We start from the raw sequence: 22,225 nt of genomic DNA on the forward strand, positions 1-22,225 counted from the left end.
ATCAGGGCACACTGTCCTGGTACGAACACACTGACACCCACACCGGCCACCACTGGTGGGCAGTGCCCCACCCGACCAACAGAGGGACGTTCATGCAGATCAGTGAGCTGCTCGCCGTCAAGCGACTGCACCTGCGGTTCCTGGCGGGCGCGGAGCACGCCCATCGCGACATCCGGTGGGCCTACACCACTGACCTGCTCGAACCCGCCCGGTACCTGCGCGGCGGAGAGCTCGTCCTGACCGGGATGATGTGGCGCACCCGCCCGGCGGACTCCGAGGTCTTCGTGGCCTCCGTGGTCAGTGCCGGGGCCTTGGCCATCGGCGCGGGCACCGCCCTGGGCGAGGTCCCCGAGGACCTGGTCAACGCCTGCCAGGCGCACGACATCCCCCTGGTCGAGATCCCGCCCGAGACGTCCTTCGGTGTGGTCACCGAGGAGGTGCTGCGCTCCCTCACGCAGCGCCGCTTCACCACGATCGCTGAGACCCGGGACCGCCAGCGCCGCCTCATGGCCGAGGTCGCCTCCGGTGCCGACTTCCCCGAGGCCTTCGCCTCGGCCGCCAGACAGGCCGGAGTCACTGCCTGGGTGATCTCCGCCTGCGGTCGCCACGTCGCCTCCTCCGGTGCCCCGCTGTCCGCCGAGGAACGGGAGAACCTTGCCGCCAAGGCCCTGACCTGGTCGGCTTTCCCGCGCACCACCCGCCTGCACTCCGGCGGGGAGGGGCGGGTCATGACCATCGTCCCCGTCCAGACCAAGGAGTCGCACTCGCTCTCCAACTGGCTGCTGGTCTGTGGCGGCGACCACAACGCCTGGAGCGAGGAGGAGCACGAGGCCGTCGCCGAACTCGTCTCTGTCAGCGTCCTGGCGCGCAGCCGTGACGAGGAACGCTCCCTGACCACCGCCCGCCACCTGGAAGGGCTGCCCCGCCTGCTGGCGGCCCAGCGCTTCGACGAGGTCACCGCCCTAATGCGCGGCACCGGCGACGGGGACACCGCCGAACCTGACGAGCGCGCGCACGTGGTGGTCAGTGCCATGATGCTCCCCGAACCGCGCGTGCCCGACCTGGCGCGCCGGGTGATCGCCGAACTCGTCGCCGACCACACCGGCGCCGTGGTCACCGGCGACAACGACGCCCTGGCCGTCATCCCGGTCGAGGGGACCGAGGAGCAGGCACGCGACAGGGCTGAGAAGATCCGCGCGGAGCTGGTCCACCGCGCCCGCGTCCTGGAGGGCGGCCTGCTCGACTACCGCCTGGCCGTGGGCCTGAGCTCGGCCGCCCGCGGGATCCCCGAACTGCGCGGCGCCGCCGTGGAGGCCCGGCACGCCCGCCGCCTGGCCGAGCTGCGCGGCGGCCGCTCCCGGGTGATCGCCGGGGCCGAGATCGACTCGCACGAACTCCTGCTGGCCTCGGTGCCCGAGGAGGTGCAGACCTCCTACCGCGAGCGCCTGCTCGGGCCGTTGGTGGACTACGACCGCGACCACCGCTCCGAGCTCGTGGACACCCTGGAGCAGTTCCTGGCCCACTCGGGGTCCTGGCAGCGCTGTGCCGCCTCCATGCACGTTCACGTCAACACCCTGCGCTACCGCATCGGCCGGGTCGAGGAGCTCACCGGCCGAGATCTGAGCAGCCTCGAACACCGCGTCGACCTCTTCCTGGCCCTGAAGCTGCGGGACTGAGCCGGGACCGGACGCGCTTTGTCGGTGCCGACCGTTAGGGTCCGGGGCGTGAGCACCGACCTCCTCGCCCAGGGCGAGATCACCGACGCCGACCTGTCCGAACTCGACCTGCGTGACGCCCTGGCCAAGGACCCGGGCGCTCCGCGCGTGCTGACCCGCTGCGACCTGAGCGGTGCCGACCTGCGCGACGCCCACCTGGTGGACGCTCGGCTGGTCGACTGCCGCCTGGACGGGGCTCGTCTGGACCGGGCGGTCCTGGAGGGTGCGGTGTTCACCCGGGGAGGGGCGCCGGCGGCGAGCTTCGCGCACGCCGAGTGCACCGACACCCGTTTCGAGCGCACGGACCTGGCCAACACCCGCTGGCAGGGCGCCCTGCTCACCGACACCGTCTTCACCGGTTGCCGGATGACCGGCGCGGGGCTCACCTCCCTGCGGGGGATCGGCTACACCTTCTCCCAGTGCAACCTGATGCTGGCCCGCTGTAAGGGACTGGTCCTGCGCGGCCAGACCCTGGAGGGGCTGCGCATGGACGAGGCGGACCTGGCCTCGGCCGACCTGCGCGAGACCGTGTGGACGGAGTCGCGCCTGCGCGGCGCCAACCTGGTCAACGCCACGTTCGCCGGAGCGGACCTGCGCGGCGCTGACCTTGGGGAACTCGAACTCCAGCAGGCCGGTTTCCTGCGCGGGGCCACCATTGGGCCCGCCCAGGCCGGGATCATCCTGGGTTCCCTGGGCATCACGGTCGCCGAATAGGATCCGCTCGGAGCGGACCTGCGCTGGGCCCCGTCACCAGGCCAGACAGGCGCCGGTAGCTGTGCGCGGGAGGCCGGGCCTGTCCTGCCGGAACGGCTCGCCGACTACCGGGAACGGGAGGCCGACTCCGCCGGGGTGTGCGTGCGGGCCGTGTTCTGCCGGGGCGCGCCCGGTGTGAAACACCGCTGCGGGCCTCACGCGTTCCGGTGCAGCCGCCGCAGGGCCAGCGCCACCTGGAGGCGCAACCTTCCCGGCACGTCCCGCACCGACCACCCCAGCACCCGCTCGGCGCGCTCCACACCCTCCTGGAGCGTGGAGTGGTGTACCCCCAGCGCGGCGGCGGCAGCGCGCAGGCTCGGCGAGGCCGACACCGCCTCCAGACTCTCCAGCAGCGCGACTCCCTCGCGTCCCACCTCTTCCAGGGAGAGCACGTCGGCCACGGGGGCCGTGCCCCGGGTCACGGCGTCCGCCAGCAGCAGGAGGCCACCGAGTCCCTCGGCGCGGACCACGCGCGGCCCCGGATCGGTCCCGGTGCCCTCGGCGGTGAAGCGCAGCGCCCGCTGCGCGTCCTCCCACGAGGCGGGCAGCCCCTCCACGCCGACCACGGGGCCGACCCCCGCGCGCTCGGAACCCCGCACGGGTGGCTCGGGGTCCGACACCACCCGTGCCGCCTCATCCGGTACCGCCACCGCGCGCACCCGGGCACGGTCGGCGATCCCCAGCCTGCGGGCCGCCCGTACCCGCACGGCCTCGGACACCCGTGCGTCGACCAGAACCTCGGTCAGCGCGGTCCGGCTGCCGGCCACCGGACTCGTCAGCTCCAGGTGGGCGCGCAGGGCGGCCGAGGCGCGCTCCAGCACCATCGCCTCGACCGGACCCGGCTCCCCGGAACGCTCCAACCACAGCACACCCCCGGACGCTCGGACCGGGACCGAACACCAGGACGGGTCGGGGTCGGACGCGGCCCGCTCCACCCGGCCGTCCGGGGTGACGCGCAGCGCCAGCCCCCGCGAGCGGTCCACGAACCCGGCGGGGACGCCGGTCAGGATGGCCGCGCCCCGCACGAGCGGTTCGACACCCGAACCCGCCAGGGAGTCGAAGTAGGCGATCACCTTGACGGCCTCGCCCGCCTCGGGATCCAGTGCCGAAATCCTGCCCAAGAGCTCCCTCATGGGATCATTCTGCCCCTGATCACGCGCGGTGGGCGCCGATCACGAACCCAGGATCCGACGCAGCCAGGGAAGGCGCTGCGAGATCGCGCTCACGCTCAGCGCGGCCTGGGGTGCGAAACCGTCGAAACCGTGGAAGCCGCCCGGCCACACGTGCAGCTCGGCCGACCCTCCTGCCGCCCAGATCCGTGACGCGTACTCCACCACCTCGTCCCGGAAGGTCTCGGCCGAACCCACGTCCAGGAACGCCGGGGGCAGCCCCGAAAGGTCTTCGGCGCGAGCGGGTGCCGCGTACGGGGAGACATCCGGCCCACCGCGGCCCTTGCCCAGGAGCGCCGTCCAGCCCGTCTCGTTGGAGACCCGGTCCCACACGCCGACCCCCGCCATCTGGTGCGCGGACACCGAGTCGTTGCGGTCGTCCAGCATCGGGCAGAGCAGGAGCTGGCCGACGAGCCGGGGCCCGCCGCGGTCGCGCGCCAGCAGTGCGGTCGCCGCCGCGAGCCCGCCGCCCGCGCTGCCGCCGGCGACCACGACGCGGTCGGGGTCGATGTTCAGCTTCTCCGCGTTCTCGGCCACCCACACCAGACCGGCGTAGCAGTCCTCGACCGGCGCGGGGTGCGGGTTCTCCGGGGCCAGTCGGTAGCCCACCGACACCAGGGTCGCGCCGAGCTCTCGCGCTGTCTCCAACAGGGTGGGGAGCTCGTAGCCCCGGTGCGAGCCCAGCATCATCCCGCCTCCGTGGATCCAGTACAGGGCGGCGGTGGGCGCGGGCGCGTCCGTGGGCCGCCACACGATCACCGGTACGTCGGGTGCGCCCTCGGGGCCGGGGATCTCGTGGGCCTCCTCGGCGAATGCCCCGCCCAGGGTCAGGTCGTCGGGGGCCTGGAGCATCGGGGAGTCGTCCATCCCCGCTGCCCGCATCTGCTGGACCATCTCCGCGGTGATGCTCGGCGGGATCTGGTCGTTGATCACCGCGAGGGCGGCGGCCAGTTCGGGGTCGAACGGGGGACGGACGGGTGTCGTCATGGGTGTCTCCGGACGTCGGTGGTGCGTGGTGTGCGCTACGTCACCATTGTCGTCCGGGGCGGACCGCACGGGCAGCGCCGTGTGGCGGGGCACGCCCGCCACACGGCGGGGGCTACGAGGTCAGGGCTTCGGTGGTCACCAACGGCACCTCCGGCAGCCGGTCGTCGCCGCCCTGTCTCGGCCACACCCCTGTGCCGCCCGTACCAGGGTCCAGGACCGGGCGCGGTCCAGCCCGGCGCCCTCGGTCAGGGAGGTCGAACCGGCGCCGCGTGGGTGGAGCCGCGCCTGCGCGGCGCCGACCTGGTCAACGCGAAGTCTCCCGGGGCCGGCCTGGGCGGCGCGGCCCCGGGGAGTTGGAGCTCCAGCAGGCCGGTTTCCCGCGCACGGAGAAGGTTCTGTCCCGTTTGGTGTTGATCTACGTCGTCAAGGTGGCCTTTGGGTTAATGCAACCCTTCAGGTGTTCCAGTCGCCCGATACGAACGCATCTTTGACGAACTCCGAGAAGTCCCGGGGCTCGCGTCCCAGCGCCTCCCGGACGCCGGGGGAGACCTTGGCCTCCAGGCCGCGGCGGATGGCCGAGAGCGCCGAGACCAGTTCCTGGGCCCCCTCCTCGGGCCAGCCCTGCTCCACGAGACCCTTCACGTACTCGTCCACCGGAACCGCCTCGTAGCGGATCGGCCTGCCCAGGGCCTCGGAGATCTCCACCAGGGCCTCCGCCACGGTCAGCGCCCGGGGGCCACTCAGCTCGTAGGTGCGCCCGTGGTGGTCGGGTTCGGTGAGCGCTGCCACCGCCACGGCGGCGATGTCCTCGGTGTCGATCCAGCTGGCCGCGGCCTCCCCGGTGGGCAGTCGCAGCACCCCCGTGCGCGCCCCCTCCGTCAGGAACCCCTCACTGAAGTTCTGCGCGAACCACCCCGGGCGCAGGACGGTCCACTCCAGCCCGCTGGACTTGACCGCCTCCTCGCCCTCCACATGCGACGGGACGCCCTCCACACCCTCGAAGTAGCCGGGCTGGTCGACCCCGCGCGCGGACAGCCGCACGATCCGCTCCACCCCGTGGGCCACCGCGCGCTCCACGAACTCCGGGGTCCGCGGGTTGGTGTCGTCCTGGACCAGGTAGACCGCCCCGGCGCCCTCCAGCACCGTCTCCCAGGTCTCCGGCTCGCTCCAGTCGAACCGCCACTCCGAGGAACGCGAGGCCGCCCGGGTCGGCACCCCCAGCTCGCGCAGCCCGGCCAGGACCCGGCTGCCGGTCATTCCCGTCGCGCCGGTCACCAGGACCGGTCGCGCAATCACGTTGTTCTCTGTCATGGCTCCGATTCAACCGCCCAAGGCTGAGACGATCCATGGCCAGGAAGCTCATGAACATGTCCCATCGTCTACGCTGTCGGGTATGGACGCACTCGCCGACCTCCTTGAGGGGGTCCGCGCCCGAGGGGCGCTGTTCAGCAGATCGGTCATGGAACCGCCCTGGGCGATCCGCTTCGCCCACGGTGCTCCGCTGACCCTGGTCACCATGGTGCGCGGGCGGGCCTGGATCGTCCCCGACCACGGGGAACCCCTTCTCCTGGTGGCGGGGGACACCGTCATCCTGCGCGGACCCGGCCCGCACACCATCGCCGACCCCGCCGACGCCCCCACCAGCTGCACCGTCCTGGACGGGGACCAGTGCCTGGGTCCGGACGGCGAACCCCTGAGCGAAGAGGCCACCCTGGGTCTGCGCACCTACGGCCACTCCCTGGACTCCCCGGACCTGTTGCTCAGCGGCTCCTACGAAGTCTCCGGGGACCTCAGCCAACGCCTGATCCGCGCCCTGCCTCCGGCCCTGGTCGTCCCGGCCGACGAATGCCACGAACGGCTCGGCGAGATGATCGCCGCCGAGATCGACTGCCCCGCACCCGGGCAGCAACTGGTCCTGGACCGCCTGCTCGACCTGGCCCTGATCACCAAACTGCGGGCCTGGTTCGACCGTCCCGGCGCCACCCCGCCCGCCTGGTACACCGCCATGGCCGACCCGGTGGTGGGCCAGGCGCTGCGGCTGTTGCACAACCAGCCCGCCCACCCCTGGACCGTGGCGCTGCTGGCCGAGCGCTGCGGGGTCTCCCGGGCCACCCTGGCCCGCGATTTCCGCGCCCTGGTCGGCGTTCCGCCCATGACCTACCTGGCCGACTGGCGGGTGGGCCGGGCCGCCGACCTGCTCCGCGAGACCGACACCACCGTCGAGACGATCGCCCGCCGCGTCGGCTACTCCAACGCCTTCGCCCTGAGCAGCGCCTTCAAACGGCTGCGCGGAACCACCCCCACCGATCACCGCCGCGGTTCGGCCCCGGCCGAGCTCAGCCGGGCCTGACTCACTCCGGTCGGGTCCACCCCGCCAGGATCCGGCGCAGCCACGGCAGGCGCTGGGCCGAGGCTTCCAGACTGAGCGCGGCCCCGGGCGCGAACCCGTCGAATGAGTGGAACCCGCCCGGCCACACGTGCAGCTCCGCCGCCCCGCCCGCCTGCCAGATCCGTGACGCGTACTCCACCACCTCGTCCCGGAAAGTCTCGGCCGAACCCACGTCCAGGAACGCAGGGGGCAGCCCGGAGAGGTCCTCGCACCGAGCCGGGGCGGCGTAGGGCGACACGTCCGGCCCGCCCCGGTCCGCGCCCAGCAGCGCGCCCCAACCGGTCGCGTTGGACACCCGGTCCCACACCCCGACCCCTACCATCTGCCGCGCGGAAACCGAGTCGTTGCGGTCGTCCAGCATCGGGCCCAGCAGCAACTGACCCAGCAGCGAGGGACCGCCCCGGTCCCGGGCCAGCAGACAGGTGGCGGCCGCCAGCCCGCCCCCGGCGCTGGCCCCGCCGATGACCAGCCGATCCGGGGCCACACCCAGATCCCCGGCCTGATCGGCCACCCACAGCAGACCGGCATAGCAGTCCTCGACCGGGACAGGATGCGGGTGCTCCGGCGCCAGCCGGTAGTCCACCGAGACCAGCACCAGGTCCAGCTCCCGGGCGAACTCCAGCAACCGGGGGACCTCCCAGCCGCGGTGGGTGCCCGCGACCATCCCGCCGCCGTGGATCCAGAACAGCGCCCCGGTAGCCGCCGTGGTCCGCTCCGGCCGCCACACCAGCAGCGGTACCTCGGTGCCGTCCGCACCCCGGGCGGCGTGCTCCTCCTCCCGGAACACCCCGCCCAGCGTCATGTCCACGTCGGCGCCCGGCGCGCGTTTGGCGCCCTCCGACCGCAGGAGCGGGATCATCTCCGGGGTGATGGCGGGCGGGATCTCCCCGCCCACCTCGACCAGAGCGGCGGCGAGTTCGGGATCGAAGGGAGGACGAGGGGGAACGGACACGGTGGCCTCCGAAAGGGGGTGAGGGGGCGGCGGTGCAGGCCCCATCATGCCCCTGGCAGCGCACGGAACTCCAGGGCCTGAACTCTCCCTCCTTGCCGCTTGCGACCCTCCCCACCGTCGACCCCGAGGCCCTCAACCCTCCATGGCCTGGTCCATCAGGGCGTGGAAGCGGGGCACCCCGTGGCGGGCGGCCTCCATCCACAGGCAGTCCTGGAGCAGGCGCACGCGGGTCCAGGCACGGGCACGGCCCCGGTCGATCCCGGCGACCTCGGTGATCAGGTCGAAACGGTGCCGCGTGGCGCGGACCGGGTCACCGGTCCCCTCAGCCTCCGCCCAGCGGTTGCGCAGCGCGGGCAACAGCTCGAAACCCGGATCACCCGCCAGTGGTTTGGGGTCGATGGCCAGCCAGGGACCGCGCCGGGCGGCGGCTGAGCCCTCCAACGGGGCCAGGATGTTCTCGTAGTGCAGGTCCCAGTGCAACAGGCGATCACCGGGCTGGGCGGCCATCTCCTCGGCGATGGCCGCCCAGCGTTCGTACACCGGGCGCCAGACGCTCTCGACCCGGTCGAGTTTGGCTCGGCCGCGCTCGGCGATGTCGCGGGTGATGGGTCCCAGACCGCGTACCCCTTCTGGTGCGGGGTGGGCGTTCAGCCGTGCGAGCAGACCGCCGATCACCTCCAGTGCCTCGTCCAGGGGCTCCTGGTCCAGCCTGCGTCCGGCCTCGAGGGGCTCCAGCAGCATGGCCGCGGTTTCGGGGTCGTGCTCCAGCAGGCGCACGGCCCCGTCTCCGTCCCAGGCGCGCAGCGCGACGGGTTCACCCTCGGTCTCGGCGTCCTGCGGCTGGAGCTTGAGGACGGCCGGGCTCCCGTCCGCGCGCTCGACCGGGAGTACCAGGGCCAGGGCGCCGTGCATCGGCTCCCCGGTCTGACGCAGCCCCCACCGGTCGCTCTGGCGCCGGACCAGAGCTGGCAGCTCATCAGCCCAGGCCGGGCCAAAGAACCCGGTGACGCTCTCGATCAGCTCCCGGGGCACATCGACCGGGCGGATAGCGCTGTTGTCCATGGTGGGACTCCTGGGTGAAAGAGAGCACGTGTGGAAGCGCCCAGGATGGCGGGTGCGGGCCCCGGCCCGCACCCGCCATCCTGGGCCTGCCAACCGGGGCCGGGGACGGGGGCGCTCAGCGTCGCGCGCGGCGGCCGTTGCGGCTGAGCGCCTCCACCATCCCGCCCAGCGCGGGCTTGGGAGCGTAGTCCTCGTCGAAGGGCAGCGCGGCGGTGTAACCGGGGAACCACTCCGGGATCCAGGAGTGCGCGTCGGTCACACCCCACACCGACACCCCGACGCAGCGCGAGACCGCCAGGCAGGACTCCAGGACGTGCCGGTACTCGTCGGCCTGGGCGGCCAGGTCCTCCGGGGTGACCGGTTCGGGGATACGCACGTCCAGCTCGCTGATCTCCACGTCCAGACCCAGGTCGGCGAAGCGCTGCATGTTCTCGGCCAGGTCGTCGGGGACGCTGCCGTGCACGAAGTGCCCCTGGAAACCGATGCCGTGCAGGGGTACACCGCGCTCCAGCAGGCTCGAGGAGAGCTCGTACAGGGCGTCGGCCTTCTCCCCGCTGCCCTCGGTGTTGAACTCGTTGATGTACAGCTTGGCCTCGGGGTCCGCCTCGTGCGCCATCCACAGGGCCTCGGCGATGTAGTCCTCGCCCAGGGTCTGGTACCACAGGTTCTCGCGCAGCTCGGGGGAGTTCTCCTCGAAGGGCTCGTTGATCACGTCCCAGGAGTCGATCCTGCCCTCGTAGCGGCCCAGCAGCGCCTCGGTGTGCTCGCGCATGACCGTGCGCAGCTCGTCGGCGTCGAAGAACCCCTGCGCCAGCCAGTCGGGCTGCTGGTTGTGCCACAGCAGCGTGTGCCCGCGGACGGACAGCCCGTTGTCCTCGGCGAAGTCCACCATGAGGTCCGGTCCGCTCCAGTCGAACTCGTACCTCTCAGGCTGGACGTGCTGCCACTTCATTGTGTTCTCGGCCGTCACCGACGTGTAGTGGTCGGTGACCAGGTCCCGGTACACGGCATCGTGCGCCAGCGGGTTGACCGCCACCGCCACGCCCAGCTTGATCCCGTGGGCCTCGGCCAAGCCGGGAAGCTCACTCGCAGGTTCCTCGACCGGCCCAGGAAGGAGCAGCACCAGAACTGTTACCACCACGAAGATGACCACGCACACCGCCCCCGCCGACAGCAGAACACCCCGCCCGCGCGTGGCCGAACGCCAGCCGTCCTGGACAGCTTCATGCACCCTTGCGGCCCCGCCCTCTACCGGCGCCCGGCGGTGACCGGGAACGCGGACAGGGACCGTACCGTCAGGGTGCCCCGCCGGGTGGGCATCGCCGTGGGACGCAGCCCCGGGGCCCGCTGCGCCAGGGCTCGGAAGGCGATCTCCCCTTCCAGCCTGGCTAGTGGCGCCCCCAGGCAGTAGTGGGCGCCGCCGGAGAAGGCCAGATGCTCAGCGGAGTCGGACCGGGTGATGTCGAACCGGTCCGGGTCCCCGAAGTGTCCGGGGTCCCGGTTGGCCGATCCGATCAGGCATATCACCTGCTCACCGGTGCGAACCCGGACGCCCTCCACCTCGGTGTCCCGTCGGGCCCAGCGCCCGGTGAGCTGGACCGGGGAGTCGAAGCGCAGGACCTCTTCCACCGCTCCGGTTGCCAGCTCGGGGTCGGCGACCAGCCGCTCCCACTGTTCCCGGTGGCGCAGCAGGGCCATCACTCCGTTCCCGATCAGGTTCACCGTGGTCTCGAACCCGGCGAGCAGCAACAGACGGCACATCGAACCCAGCTCGGCCGCGGTCAGCTCCCCGTCGTCGGACTGCTTGACCAGGGTGGAGACCACGTCCCCGCGCGGGTTGGTGCGGCGTTCGGCCATCAAACGCTCGAACAACAGGTCCAATTCTGCCGTCGCGTCCCTGATTTCCCGCAGGTGACGCGCCGAGCCGGCCCCGTCCAGGGCCCCGCCGATCACGTATCCGATGCGGACGAAGTCGGCGTTGTCGCGTTCGGGGACCCCCAGCAGTCGGCTGATCACCGTGATGGGCAGGGGCTGGGCGAAGTCGCGCATGAGGTCGAACTCCCCGCGCGCCAGGGCCGTGTCCAGGAGTTCGGCGGTGATCTTCTCGATCTCGGTACGGTACTCGGCCATCCGCCGGGGGCTGAACGCGGGCCGGGCGAGTGTGCGCAGCCGGGTGTGGTCGGGCGGGTCCATTTGGAGGAAGGACAGTTCGACGGCGTTGAACTGCTCGGGGAGCTCCAGGTCGCCGGGGGGTTCGACACCGAAGTCGCGGGAGCGCAGGACCTGGTCGACGGCGGCGCGGGTGGTGGCGGTCCGGAAGGGCAGACGGCTGGAGACAACCGGGCCCTGTTCCCGCAGCCTGCGGTAGGTGGGGTAGGGGTTCTCCCGCCAGGGCCAGTGCAGGAGGCGGCTGGGATGGTCGCCGCTCTGCGCGGTGAGCCACGACACGCCGTGGGCCACCCGCAGTCGGGTGTCGATGCGGAGGGTGTCGAGAATCTGCATGGGCGTCGAATCCTCTCGGTGGCGCTTTCGACCCTAGGGGGCCCTTCCCCTCCTGCCTGGTCGGAGCTCTGAGTTGGCCGTCTGTGGCCAGTCGGGAACTCTGTGCCCGGGTCCGGACGTTCCGGCCTCACGCCGATCCCTCTTCTGGGAACCTCCGCCGCCTTCCCGTGAACCCCGGCGCACCGGCGCGGATCACACATGGTCACGATGGTCCGTACGGGGAACCGGGGCCCTAGACTGGGGCCCCGTTCGGTAGGAACACGCCGCAGAGCCGGAGGTTGAGGACGTTGGGGCCGCTAGAGAGCACTGATCCGGAGCGGGTCGGTCGGTATCGGCTGATCGGGCGCTTGGGCGCCGGTGGCATGGGTCAGGTGTTCTTCGGGCGCTCGGCCGGTGGCCGCGCGGTCGCGATCAAGCGCATCCATCCGCACCTGGCCACGGACCCTTCCTTCAGGCAGCGGTTCGCCCGGGAGGTCAACGCGGCCCGGCAGGTCAGCGGGGCGTTCACCGCCCCGGTCATCGACGCCGGGCCCGATGACGAGGTGCCCTGGCTGGTCACCTCCTACGTGCCCTCTCTGCCGCTGGACGAGGCGGTGCAGGCCCACGGCCCGCTGCCCGAGGCCAGCATGATGGTGCTGGCGGCCGGTCTGGCCGAGGCCCTGGGCGAGATCCACCGGGTCGGGCTGATCCACCGCGACCTCAAGCCCGGCAACGTGCTGCTGTCCGAGGACGGGCCGCGGGTGATCGACTTCGGTATCGCGCGGGCCACCGACGGCACCGCGGCCACGCAGTCGGTGATCGGCACCCCGGGGTTCATGAGTCCCGAGCAGGTGCAGGGGACCGAGCTCACGCCCGCCAGCGACCTGTTCGCCTACGGTGCGGTGCTGGCGTTCGCGGCGGCGGGCACCGGGCCCTTCGGTGAGGGCAACATGCCCACGATGGTCATGCGCATCATCAGCAAGGAACCGGACCTGTCCGCGGTCCCCGAGTCGCTGCGGCACCTGATCGCGGCCTGTCTTTCGAAGGACGTGCGCGGGCGGCCGGGCCCGGGCGAGATCCTGGACTACCTGGGCGACGTGCACGCCGGTGCCTCCTGGCTGCCCCCGGCGGTGATGATGGGCGTGCAGGAGCAGGTGGCCAAGGTCAACAAGGCTCTGGCGACCTCGGCGGGCGACCCCGGGGCGACCGGTGGCCACCAGCGGACCGAGGTGCTGGGTGCGGGCGGCGCGGCGGCGCTGGGCGGCGCCGCTGGTGCGGTGGCCGGTGCCGCGGCCGCGGGCGCCTTCGGCGACGACCAGTCCACCCAGGTGGCACCGTCGGGCGGTTACGGTACCCAGGACCCCTCGGCGGGTGCGACCTCGGTGCTGGGCAACCAGCAGGGCGCTCCCTACCAGCCCACGGCTCAGTTCCCCGGAACCCAGTCCGGAACCCAGGCGCCGGGGCAGCCGGGGCAGGGGCAGGTTCCGCCCACGTCCCAGTACCAGCAGCCGCCGAACCAGGGTGGGTACCAGCCCACCCAGCAGTTCGGCCAGGGCCAGGGACGTCCGGTCGACGACGACCCCTACGCCGACCTGTACGGCGAGCGCCGCAGTCCGCAGACCGCCCCCCGCCAGCAGCAGGAACAGCAGTACCGGCAGGCCGAGGAACAGCGCCAGCGGCAGATGGCGCAGCAGCGAAGGGCCCAGGAGCAGCAGGAGGAGCAGCGGCGCCGTCAGGAGGCCGAGCGCGCCCACCGCGAGCGTGTGCGCGCTGAGCAGGACGCCGCGCGGCGGGCCCAGTCCGAGGCGCGCCGGGCCGACCAACCGGGCCTGTGGGGCTTCGTCAAGCTGCTGCCGTGGATGATCATCCCGATCATCCAGATCCCGCTGGGGTACGGCGCGGCGCTGGCGTGGTCGTGGTTCACCACCGAGACCGACGTGTGGACCGGGTCGGCCTACTTCTTCGAGCCGTGGAACCTGGACTCGTTCTGGCACGGGATGATGCTGGGGTACTTCATCCTCAACAACCTGCTGTCGTTGGAGTTCCTGGTGCGTTCGCTGCGGACCTCGTTCGTCACCGGGTCGGTGCTGGCGCTGGGCGCCATCGCCGCCACCAACTTCCTGCTGTACAACTTCGGTTTCTGGGCCTGACCGGCCGGGACCGACACGAACGACGACACACGAACCACCATGAGGGGGCGGGCCCGACCGGGCCCGCCCCCTCATCGGTGTGACCAGTGCAGGTGTGTCTCTGCCCGATGGCGCCGTCCTGCGGGCAAGGAGGGACCGGCCCCGCGCCACGGGGCCGGTCCCTCGGCCTTCGAAGATCAGGAGCGGCTTTACACCGCGGCGCCTCTGGTCAGGCCGCCGCGAATCTCTCTTACCCGGTGGTGCACCGGGCGGGTGGGGGAGAGCGCCGAGCAGGTGGTGGGGCACTCCTGGCCCTCCACGGTCTCCACCGACACCGAGTACAGGCCGCCGTCGTGGCCCAGGGTGAGCCGGACCCCGTCCTCGCTCTCCTCCTCGGCCAGGTGGGTGATGGCGTTGACGCCCACGGGGGCGACGATGTGGGCGCGCAGTGCGGCCTCGGCGGCCTGGGCGGACCCGGAGTCGGTGCAGCGGCCCCGGTAGTTCTCCGGCAGGACCAGCCCACGCTCGAAGGCGGCCACGGTCGACTGTGCCGACTCCGGGTCCAGGCGGCCGAAGTACACGCCCTGGGGCAGGGTCACCAGGTTGGCGGCGAAGCGGTCCCCGCCCACGTGGGTGGTTTCCCAGACCTCGGCCTGGCCCTCGGACAGCGCGGCGGCGACCGGGCGGCCCAGCATTGCGCAGCAGGGGTCCTTCTTGGCGTGGGTGCACACCAGGTAGAGGGTGTGGTCCACCGCGGTGCCGAAGGAGGGCGGTTCGGGGCGCTCGGCGGCGGTGACGTCGATCTCCAGCAGTTCGGCCAGGTTGTGGAAGTCGATTCGGCGCGTCCAGGGGCGGGTGCGGCTGGTGTGGACGAGGTAGGCGCGCAGCGGGCCGTCGGCGGGGGTGCGTTCGTTGGCCCCGGGGCGCTTGATGAGCTGCGGCCTGACGGCGTGGCCGGCGATGCGTTCGGCCAGCTGGGAGACGACCGCCTTGTCCAGGCCGGGGCTGGCGAAGCCCGGGTGACGCCAGGGGCCGTTGTGTTCGACCAGGAGCCAGCCGCTGCTGGAGCCCGCGGTGCCCGCGATCTGCTCGTCGGTGTAGCGGGCCAGTGCCGAACAGCCTCGGCGGCCGTCCGGGGCGGTGGGAAGCCGCACGGGTCCACGTCCAATCGGGTGGTGCTCACTGCTGGGCTCGCGTGAGGACGCCGTCGATGCGGGCGTTCACCTCACGTGGCGGTTTGGTTAGGCAACCCTATCCTGTTCCGCTCGGCCCGGGCGCTCCGGGGTGCGGGTGGGGTCTGTCCGGGCTCTGGTCGCGCGCGAAAAGGCCCTGACCAGGCGTGGTCATCCGATCCTCCGCTGTTCACGTGTTCGAAATGTGCCCCGGGCACACCTTGACCCGGTGATGCGGATCACCTATGTTCACTTTCAGAACACATGTGCGCTAAGCGTACAAATCTGGGTGGTCGCGTCCCACCCCGCCCCCTCACCAGTTGGAGTTGCGATGCGCCCGATCCCGGCCGCCCTGACCGCGGCGGTTGCGCTGCTGGCCGCCACGGCCTGCGGCACCGCCACTAACGACGACCCCGACGGCCTGACCAGCGTCACCGCAGGGGTCATCCCGATCGTCGACGTGGCCCCCGTCTACCTCGGTGTGGAACAGGGGTTCTTCACCGACCGCGGCATCGACCTCCAACTGGAGTCCGGATCCGGCGGGGCCGCGATCGTCCCCGGGGTGATCAGCGGCGAGTTCGACTTCGCCTTCAGCAACGTGGTCTCGCTCATCGTCGCCCGCGAACAGGGCCTGCCCCTGACCACCCTCACCAACGGCGTCACCAGCGCAGGAGAGCAGGGAGGCGACTTCGGTGGGGTGTTCGTCCTCTCCGACAGCGACGTCACCAGCGCCGCCGAACTGGAGGGCCTGACCGTGGCCGCCAACAACCTCAACAACATCGGCGACACCACCGTCCGCCAGTCCGTGCGCGAGGCGGGCGGGGACCCGGCCGCGGTCGACTTCGTTGAACTGCCCTTCCCGGACATGCCCGCAGCCCTGGAGACCGGCCAGATCGACGCCGTCTGGGCCGTGGAACCCTTCGCCTCCACCATCCGCGAGGCCGGGCACCGCGAGATCGCCTCCAACTTTGTGGACACCCACCCCGACCTGTCCGTGGCCGCCTACTTCACCGCAGAGGATCGGATGGCCGAGGCCCCGGAGCTCTTCGAGGGGATCACCGAGGCGCTCCACGAATCCCTCGCCTACGCCGAGGACAACCCCGACGAGGTCCGCCGCATCCTGGCCACCTACACCGAGATCGACCCCGACCTCATCGAGCTGATGGCCCTGCCGCGCTTCCCCGGACAGATCAACGAGGAGTCCGTGCGGGTGCTCGCAGACCTGATGGTCACCGACGGCCTTCTGGACTCCGCCCCCGACCTCGACCCGCTCCTGAACTGACCCCGCTCGCACAGCCCAGCTCCGCCCCAACCCGCATCCGCCCCACCTTGCCCGTCCTCAGGAGAGATCACATGACCGCTACGAAGACCACCCTGGGCGTGCTCGCCGCAGGCGCCGCACTCACCCTGACCGCCACCGCCTGCGGTTCCGGCGACACCGCCGCTTCCGAGGGCGGGCTCACCCCAGTCAGCGTGGGCGTCCTGCCCATCACCGCGGTCGCGCCCCTCTACCTCGGGGTGGAACAGGGTTTCTTCTCCGAGCGGGGCCTGGACGTGACCATCGAGACCGGCGGGGGCGGCGCCACCACCGTCCCCCGCGTGGTCAGCGGAGAGCTCGACTTCGCCTTCGGCAACGTCGCCTCCCTGATCATCGCCCGCGAACAGGGCCTGCCCCTGACCGTGGTCGCCAATGGCATGACCACCACCGGCGACGCCGACACCGACTACAGCGCCCTGGTCGTGCCCGCTGACAGCGACGTCACCGACCCCGCCGACCTGGACGGCGCCACCGTGGCGATCGACAACCTCAACAACATCGGCGACACCTCGGTACGCAACTCCGTGCGCGTGGCGGGCGGGGACCCCACCGACCTCGACTTCATCGAACTCGCCTTCCCTGACATGCCCGGCGCCCTGGACAACGGCCAGGTCGACGCCGCCTGGGTGGTCGAACCCTTCCTCACCGTCGCCCTCCAGCAGGGCGCCACCCAGATCGCGGGCAACTTCGTGGACCTGCACCCGGAGCTGTCCATCGCCACCTACTTCACCTCCGACGAACTCATCGCCCAGGACCCCGACACAGTCGACGCTTTCACCGAGGCGATGAACGAGTCCCTGGCCTACGCCGAGGACAACCCCGAGGAGACCACCCAGACCCTCACCGCCTACACCGAGATCGACCCGGACCTGTTCGACCAGCTGCGCTGGCCGCGCTTCCCCGCCCGGATCGACACCGAGGCCGTACAGACCCTGGCCGAGCTGATGGCCGCCGACGGCATCATCGACGCCGACCCCGACCTGGAAACGCTGATCCGATGACCGCCACACTCCAGCGCCCCCAACCCGGCCGATCCGCGCCTCGACGCCCGGTGCTCAGCCGCTCTGCGCCCAACCGGCCCCTGCTGGGCTCCCTGGGCATCATCGGGCTGCTCGCACTGTGGGAGATCGCGCCCCGCCTGGGCGCGGTGCCCGAACGCTACTTCCCGCCGGTCTCCGAAGTCCTGACCACCCTGGCCCAGCGCGCCACCACCGCACCCTTCTGGGAGGCCATCGGCCACACCCTGTACGGATGGGCGCTGGGCCTGGCCATCGCCTTGGCCGCCGCCATCCTGATCGGCTTCGCCCTGGGCGCCACACCCCGGCTGCGCGCCTTCACCACCTCCACGGTCGACTTCCTGCGGCCCATCCCCTCGGTGGCGCTCATCCCGCTGGCCGTGCTGATGTACGGCACCGACATCCGTTCCACCCTGCTCCTGGTCGTGTACGCCTGTTTCTGGCTGATCTACATTCAGGTGCTCTACGGGGTAGCCGACGTGGACCCGGTCGCCGAACAGACCGCCCGCTCCTACGGCCTGGGCCGCCTGGCCCGCATCCGCTACGTCGTGTGGCCCACCACCCTGCCCTACCTGATGACCGGTCTGCGCCTGGCCGCCGCCGTTGGCCTCATCCTGTCCATCACCGCCCAGCTGATCATCGGCTCCCCCGGAATCGGGGCCCAGATCACCAACGCCCAGCAGGGCGGCGCCGTCGCCCTGGTCTACGCGTGGATCGTCGCCACCGGCATCCTCGGCGTGGTCATCAACATCGGCGTGCGCGCCCTCGAACGGCGCGTCCTGCGCTGGCACACGTCCGTCCGCGGGGAGGTCGCCGCATGAGCCAGCCCACCACCGTCGAACCCGGCGCCACCGGTACGAGTGACCACGAAGGACCCGGCCGGGGCCCCGAAGGTCGCGCCGCCCGCTTCACCGCGAGCCGACGCCGCCCCGGAGCCCCCGGGATCGGCCTGCGCCTGCTGCACGTGCTGGCCCTGCCGACCCTGATCGTCGGTGTGTACTGGGCGATCACCGCCCAGCCCGGTGCCAGCTTCTACACGCCCACCCCCGCTGCCATCGCCTCGGCCTTCGCCGACCTGTGGTTCTCCGAACGCTTCTTCGTGGACGTGCTGCCCAGCCTGGGCCGCCTGCTCACTGGGTTCGCGATCGCCGCCGTGATCGGCGTCGGATTGGGCGTCCTGCTCGGCCTGGACGCACGTGTGCGCGCCACCATCGAACCCGTCCTGGAGTTCCTGCGCGCTATCCCGCCGCCCGTGTTCGTCCCGCTGATGATCATGCTCGCCGGGATCGACGACTCCATGAAGATCATGGTGATCGTCTTCGGCTGCGTGTGGCCCATCCTGCTCAACACCGTCGAGGGCGTGCGTGCGGTCGACCCGGTCCTGTCCGACACGGCCCGCTGCTACGGGATCTCCGGGGTGACCCGACTGCGGGTGCTGGTACTGCGCTCGGCCAGCCCGCAGATCATGGCCGGTCTGCGCCTGGCCCTGGCCCTGGCCATCATCCTCATGGTGATCAGCGAGATGTTCGCCAGCTCCAGCGGCCTGGGTTTCGCCATCGTGCAGTTCCAGCGCACCTTCGCCATTCCCGAGATGTGGGCTGGCATGGTCCTGCTCGGCGTGATCGGCTTCCTGCTCTCGTCCCTGTTCGAGCTTGTCGAGGGCCGTGTCCTGGGCTGGTACCGCGGCCTGCGCGCCGCCAACCGGGGGGAGTGAGACACCATGAACCACAGCGACAACCAGGGGGAACGACCCGCCATGCTCAAAGTCACCGGCCTGCAGAAGATCTACAATGGCGGCGCCACGGCCGTGGAGGCCGTCCGCGACCTCACCTTCGAACTCGCCGAGGGCGAACTGGTCTGCCTGGTCGGCCCCTCCGGCTGCGGCAAGACCACCCTGCTCAAGTGCATCGCCGGGCTCATGGCACCCACCAGCGGCACCGTGGAACTGGCCGACCAACCGGTCCTGGCCCCACCGCCCGGCATGGCCGTGGTCTTCCAGGAGTACGGGCGCAGCCTGTTCGCGTGGATGAGCGTGCGCGAGAACGTGGAACTCCCGCTCAAGGAGAAGAAGCTGCCCAAGGCCCGCCGGACCGAACTGGTCACCGAGTCCCTGGAGGCGGTCGGCCTAACCACGTTCGCCGACTCCTACCCCTGGCAGCTCTCTGGCGGCATGCAGCAGCGCGTGGCCATCGCCCGGGCGATCGCCTACGAACCCCAGGTGCTGCTCATGGACGAGCCCTTCGCCGCCGTGGACGCCCAGACCCGTGCCGACCTGGAGGATCTGGTCCGCGAGATCTGGCAGCGCCTGGGGGTGACCGTCCTGTTCGTCACCCACGACATCGATGAAGCCGTCTACCTGGGCGAACGGGTGCTGGTGTTGTCCAACTCGCCCACCGTCGTCCAGGACAACATCACCGTGGACCTGCCGACCGAACGCGACCAGCTCACCACCCGCCAGGACGAACGCTTCACCGACCTGCGCGCCCGCGTCTATGCCCAGATTCAACGCGCCAAACGCGGCACCGACCAGTCGGTCGCCTGAACCGCGCCCGCGCCCGCGCGCTTGGCACAAGCCACATCCCGCAGTACCGCATTCGCCTTCGTAAGGAGCCACACCGTGAGCCTGCTCGCCGCCGAGGATTTCACCAGCGCCGTCTTCACCGGGGCCTGGACCCCGGCCAGGGGCGGTGACGCCGAGGTCGTCTCGCCCTCCTCCGGCGCTGTCCTGGGCCGCACCGGCATCGCCGACGCCGAGGACGTGCGCGAGGCCGCCGTCCGCGCCGCCAAGGCCCAGCGCGACTGGGCCGCCGCCTCCTACGAGCAACGTGCCGCCGTCATGCGCCGCGCCGGCGACCTGCTGGAGGCCAACGAGGAGGAGATCACCGGCTGGCTGCGCCGCGAGGGCGGAGCGGCCGCCGGGATGGCCGGCTTCCAGGTGCACGTGGCCGCCAGTGAGTGCTTCGAGGCCGCGGCCCTGGCCTCCCAACCGCACGGTGAGATCCTGCGCACCGCCAAGCCGCGGCTGAGCTTCTCCCGCCAGGTCCCGGCGGGCGTGGTTGGGGTGATCGCTCCGTTCAACGTCCCTCTCATCCTGGGCATCCGCTCGGTCGCTCCGGCCTTGGCCCTGGGCAACGCTGTCATCCTCAAGCCCGACCCGCGCACCGCTGTGTGCGGCGGCGCTGTCCTGGCCGAGGCCTTCCGTCAGGCCGGGGTCCCCGAAGGGGTCTTCCAGGTCCTGCCCGGCGGGGTCGAGGCGGGCGAGGCCCTGGTCGCCGACCCGCACGTACGCGTCATCTCCTTCACCGGCTCCACCCCGGCCGGCCGCAAGGTGGGCGAGGCCGCCGCGCGCCACCTCAAGCGCGCCCACCTGGAGCTGGGCGGCAACTCCCCGCTGGTCATCCTGGACGACGCCGCCCTGGACTCGGCCGCCGCCATCGGCGCCTGGGGCTCCTTCCTGCACCAGGGGCAGATCTGCATGACCACCGGCCGCCACCTGGTGCACGAGTCGGTGGCCGACGCCTACGTGGAGCGCCTGGCCGCCAAGGCCGAGGCGCTGGTCGTGGGCAGCACCGAACAGGACGGTGCGGCGCTCGGGCCGATCATCGACGCCGGTCAGCGCGACAAGATCCACCACTTGGTCACCAGCAGCGTCCAGCACGGGGCCCAGCTGCGCGCGGGCGGCACCTACCAGGACCTGTACTACCGGCCCACCGTCCTGGACCGGGTGAACCCGGAAACCCCCGCCTACGCGGAGGAGGTGTTCGGTCCGGTCGCTCCGGTGGTGCGCTTCTCCTCGGTGGACGAGCTGGTGGAGCTGGCCAATTCCACCGAGTACGGGCTGTCCCTGGGTGTGGTCACCACCAATCCGATGCGCGGCATGGAGATCGCCGACCGTATCCCCAGCGGGATCGTGCACATCAACGACCAGACCGTGGACGACGAGGCGGTGGCCCCCTTCGGCGGGGTGGGGTACTCGGGCACGGGCTCGCGTTTCGGCGGCACCCGCGCCAACCTGGAGGCCTTCACCGAGACCCAGTGGATCACCATGCAGGCCGACCCTGCCCGCTACCCGTTCTAACCCCCGTGATCTTGCTACCAGAAGCGAAATCGGCGCCGAACTTGCTCCTGGTAGCAAGATCATCCGGGTGGAGAGGGCCTGGGGGAGATGTGGGGGAGAGCTAGGCGGAGATGCCGCCGTCGCTCTTCAGGAGCTGGCCGTTGACCCAGCCTCCCTGCGGCGAGCACAGGAAGTCGACCAGGTGTGCGGTGTCGCGCGGTGTACCCAGGCGGCCCAGCGGGGTGTGCTCGGTGCAGTGCTCGCGCACCTGGTCGGGCATCCAGCCGGTGTCCACCGGGCCCGGATTGATCACGTTGGTGGTCACCCCCAGGTGGGCGAACTCGCGCGCCGAGGCCAGCACGATCCGGTCCAGCGCGCCCTTACTGGCTCCGTAGGGCAGGTTGTGGACCACGTGGTCGCTGGTCAGGGCGATGATCCGGCCACTGCCGTGCTCCCCGGCAAAACGCAGGCCGAACTCGCGCACCAGTAGCCAAGGGGCGCGGGCGTTGACGGCGAAGTGGCGGTCGAAGCTCTCCACGCTGGTGTCCAGGATCCCCGAGTCCACTGACTCGCAGTGGCAGATCACCAGCGCACGTACCGGGCCCAGGCGCTGTTCGACCTCGTCGAAGACGCGCGCGGGGGAGGCGGGGTCGGCCATGTCGGCCTCCACAGCGAGTGTGGCGGCACCGCGTTCGGTGAGCTCGGCCCCGATGGTGTCGTTGGCCTCTGCCTCCACACCCCAGGGCATGCGGTCGTCATAGGGGGTCCACTGGGTTCGGGCCACGTCCCAGCCGGACTCCGCCAGCTGGCGGGCGATGGCCGCGCCGATCCCAACGGTGCGCCCCACCCCGGTGATCAGGACGACGGGGCGTCCCGAGGAAGGTGCGGGTGCGGCTGGAGCGGGGGTTTGCGCGGAGCTGTGCTGAGCGTTCATGGGGACCCATCCTGATCGGGCGGAACCGCTCCCACAACTGGTTTTCACCGTGCGGCGCACGCTCTGATTCGGGGATAATCCGGATGATTCG

Annotated in this window: 19 protein-coding genes; 10 read left to right on the forward strand and 9 right to left on the reverse strand. The window is 71.4% G+C overall.

Features of this window, described 5'->3' with window-relative positions:
• Positions 1 to 92 precede the first annotated feature (92 nt).
• Positions 93 to 1,676 (forward strand): PucR family transcriptional regulator, encoded by a 1,584-nt coding sequence (locus tag D457_RS0107765; RefSeq protein WP_017580083.1) that lies wholly within the window; start codon positions 93 to 95, stop codon positions 1,674 to 1,676.
• A 48-nt stretch (positions 1,677 to 1,724) separates the two neighbouring features.
• Positions 1,725 to 2,429 (forward strand): pentapeptide repeat-containing protein, encoded by a 705-nt coding sequence (locus tag D457_RS0107770; protein WP_017580084.1) that lies wholly within the window; start codon positions 1,725 to 1,727, stop codon positions 2,427 to 2,429.
• Positions 2,430 to 2,623: 194 nt separating this feature from the next.
• Here the strand turns inward: D457_RS0107770 and D457_RS37435 are convergent, their stop codons facing one another.
• From D457_RS37435 to D457_RS0107785, 3 genes are all read right to left on the reverse strand, one after another.
• Positions 2,624 to 3,601 carry a helix-turn-helix domain-containing protein gene (locus D457_RS37435; RefSeq protein WP_026116442.1) on the reverse strand — a complete coding sequence of 326 codons (978 nt, stop codon included), beginning with the start codon at positions 3,599 to 3,601 and terminating at the stop codon, positions 2,624 to 2,626.
• A 39-nt stretch (positions 3,602 to 3,640) separates the two neighbouring features.
• Positions 3,641 to 4,624, reverse strand: coding sequence for an alpha/beta hydrolase (locus D457_RS0107780; protein WP_017580086.1), 984 nt, complete (start codon positions 4,622 to 4,624; stop codon positions 3,641 to 3,643).
• A gap of 453 nt (positions 4,625 to 5,077) precedes the next feature.
• On the reverse strand, positions 5,078 to 5,935 hold the full coding sequence (locus D457_RS0107785) for an SDR family oxidoreductase (protein ID WP_017580087.1): 858 nt from the start codon (positions 5,933 to 5,935) through the stop codon (positions 5,078 to 5,080).
• Positions 5,936 to 6,017: 82 nt separating this feature from the next.
• Here D457_RS0107785 and D457_RS0107790 point away from each other — a divergent pair, with 82 nt between their 5' ends.
• Positions 6,018 to 6,974, forward strand: coding sequence for an AraC family transcriptional regulator (locus D457_RS0107790; protein WP_017580088.1), 957 nt, complete (start codon positions 6,018 to 6,020; stop codon positions 6,972 to 6,974).
• 1 nt (position 6,975) lies between these two features.
• Here D457_RS0107790 and D457_RS0107795 read toward each other — a convergent pair whose 3' ends face one another.
• From D457_RS0107795 to D457_RS0107810, 4 genes are all read right to left on the reverse strand, one after another.
• Entirely contained in the window at positions 6,976 to 7,965 is a 990-nt protein-coding gene (locus tag D457_RS0107795; protein ID WP_017580089.1) for an alpha/beta hydrolase, read from the reverse strand.
• Between the two features lie 132 nt (positions 7,966 to 8,097).
• Complete coding sequence (locus D457_RS0107800) at positions 8,098 to 9,027, reverse strand: aminoglycoside phosphotransferase family protein (protein WP_017580090.1); 930 nt, start codon at positions 9,025 to 9,027, stop codon at positions 8,098 to 8,100.
• Between the two features lie 115 nt (positions 9,028 to 9,142).
• Positions 9,143 to 10,258: an endo-1,4-beta-xylanase gene (locus tag D457_RS0107805; RefSeq protein ID WP_017580091.1), complete on the reverse strand. Its 1,116-nt coding sequence runs from the start codon at positions 10,256 to 10,258 to the stop codon at positions 9,143 to 9,145.
• Positions 10,259 to 10,275: 17 nt separating this feature from the next.
• Complete coding sequence (locus tag D457_RS0107810; protein WP_017580092.1) at positions 10,276 to 11,529, reverse strand: cytochrome P450; 1,254 nt, start codon at positions 11,527 to 11,529, stop codon at positions 10,276 to 10,278.
• Positions 11,530 to 11,816: 287 nt separating this feature from the next.
• On the opposite strand from D457_RS0107810, the gene D457_RS0107815 reads away from it, so the two are divergent.
• Positions 11,817 to 13,658, forward strand: a complete 1,842-nt coding sequence (locus D457_RS0107815) for a serine/threonine protein kinase (protein WP_026116444.1) — start codon at positions 11,817 to 11,819, stop codon at positions 13,656 to 13,658.
• A gap of 188 nt (positions 13,659 to 13,846) precedes the next feature.
• Here D457_RS0107815 and D457_RS0107820 read toward each other — a convergent pair whose 3' ends face one another.
• Entirely contained in the window at positions 13,847 to 14,791 is a 945-nt protein-coding gene (locus D457_RS0107820; RefSeq protein WP_017580093.1) for a sucrase ferredoxin, read from the reverse strand.
• A 349-nt stretch (positions 14,792 to 15,140) separates the two neighbouring features.
• Here D457_RS0107820 and D457_RS0107825 point away from each other — a divergent pair, with 349 nt between their 5' ends.
• The 6 genes from D457_RS0107825 (at position 15,141) to D457_RS0107850 (ending at position 21,221) form a co-directional block, all read left to right on the forward strand.
• Positions 15,141 to 16,091 carry an ABC transporter substrate-binding protein gene (locus D457_RS0107825; protein WP_017580094.1) on the forward strand — a complete coding sequence of 317 codons (951 nt, stop codon included), beginning with the start codon at positions 15,141 to 15,143 and terminating at the stop codon, positions 16,089 to 16,091.
• Positions 16,092 to 16,162: 71 nt separating this feature from the next.
• Positions 16,163 to 17,128 carry an ABC transporter substrate-binding protein gene (locus D457_RS0107830; protein ID WP_017580095.1) on the forward strand — a complete coding sequence of 322 codons (966 nt, stop codon included), beginning with the start codon at positions 16,163 to 16,165 and terminating at the stop codon, positions 17,126 to 17,128.
• Positions 17,125 to 17,964 (forward strand): ABC transporter permease, encoded by an 840-nt coding sequence (locus tag D457_RS0107835; protein ID WP_017580096.1) that lies wholly within the window; start codon positions 17,125 to 17,127, stop codon positions 17,962 to 17,964. The genes D457_RS0107830 and D457_RS0107835 overlap by 4 nt, the downstream gene beginning before the upstream one ends.
• Positions 17,961 to 18,857 (forward strand): ABC transporter permease, encoded by an 897-nt coding sequence (locus D457_RS0107840; RefSeq protein WP_017580097.1) that lies wholly within the window; start codon positions 17,961 to 17,963, stop codon positions 18,855 to 18,857. The genes D457_RS0107835 and D457_RS0107840 overlap by 4 nt, the downstream gene beginning before the upstream one ends.
• A 6-nt stretch (positions 18,858 to 18,863) precedes the next feature.
• Positions 18,864 to 19,685 carry an ABC transporter ATP-binding protein gene (locus D457_RS0107845; protein ID WP_017580098.1) on the forward strand — a complete coding sequence of 274 codons (822 nt, stop codon included), beginning with the start codon at positions 18,864 to 18,866 and terminating at the stop codon, positions 19,683 to 19,685.
• 75 nt (positions 19,686 to 19,760) lie between these two features.
• Positions 19,761 to 21,221: a benzaldehyde dehydrogenase gene (locus tag D457_RS0107850; protein ID WP_017580099.1), complete on the forward strand. Its 1,461-nt coding sequence runs from the start codon at positions 19,761 to 19,763 to the stop codon at positions 21,219 to 21,221.
• Positions 21,222 to 21,321: 100 nt separating this feature from the next.
• Here the strand turns inward: D457_RS0107850 and D457_RS0107855 are convergent, their stop codons facing one another.
• Positions 21,322 to 22,134 (reverse strand): SDR family oxidoreductase, encoded by an 813-nt coding sequence (locus D457_RS0107855; protein ID WP_017580100.1) that lies wholly within the window; start codon positions 22,132 to 22,134, stop codon positions 21,322 to 21,324.
• Positions 22,135 to 22,225 lie beyond the last annotated feature (91 nt).

The sequence above is a fragment of the Nocardiopsis valliformis DSM 45023 genome, assembly GCF_000340985.1.
Taxonomy (GTDB): Bacteria; Actinomycetota; Actinomycetes; order Streptosporangiales; family Streptosporangiaceae; genus Nocardiopsis; species Nocardiopsis exhalans.

Coding starts and splice junctions, on each gene's coding strand:
- D457_RS0107780 (WP_017580086.1), bottom strand. CDS start 4,624: ATGACGACACCCGTCCGTCCCCCGTTCGACCCCGAACTGGCCGCCGCC.
- D457_RS0107800 (WP_017580090.1), bottom strand. CDS start 9,027: ATGGACAACAGCGCTATCCGCCCGGTCGATGTGCCCCGGGAGCTGATC.
- D457_RS0107765 (WP_017580083.1), top strand. CDS start 93: ATGCAGATCAGTGAGCTGCTCGCCGTCAAGCGACTGCACCTGCGGTTC.
- D457_RS0107830 (WP_017580095.1), top strand. CDS start 16,163: ATGACCGCTACGAAGACCACCCTGGGCGTGCTCGCCGCAGGCGCCGCA.
- D457_RS0107845 (WP_017580098.1), top strand. CDS start 18,864: ATGAACCACAGCGACAACCAGGGGGAACGACCCGCCATGCTCAAAGTC.
- D457_RS0107810 (WP_017580092.1), bottom strand. CDS start 11,529: ATGCAGATTCTCGACACCCTCCGCATCGACACCCGACTGCGGGTGGCC.
- D457_RS37435 (WP_026116442.1), bottom strand. CDS start 3,601: ATGAGGGAGCTCTTGGGCAGGATTTCGGCACTGGATCCCGAGGCGGGC.
- D457_RS0107855 (WP_017580100.1), bottom strand. CDS start 22,134: ATGAACGCTCAGCACAGCTCCGCGCAAACCCCCGCTCCAGCCGCACCC.
- D457_RS0107825 (WP_017580094.1), top strand. CDS start 15,141: ATGCGCCCGATCCCGGCCGCCCTGACCGCGGCGGTTGCGCTGCTGGCC.
- D457_RS0107790 (WP_017580088.1), top strand. CDS start 6,018: ATGGACGCACTCGCCGACCTCCTTGAGGGGGTCCGCGCCCGAGGGGCG.
- D457_RS0107785 (WP_017580087.1), bottom strand. CDS start 5,935: ATGACAGAGAACAACGTGATTGCGCGACCGGTCCTGGTGACCGGCGCG.
- D457_RS0107840 (WP_017580097.1), top strand. CDS start 17,961: ATGAGCCAGCCCACCACCGTCGAACCCGGCGCCACCGGTACGAGTGAC.
- D457_RS0107835 (WP_017580096.1), top strand. CDS start 17,125: ATGACCGCCACACTCCAGCGCCCCCAACCCGGCCGATCCGCGCCTCGA.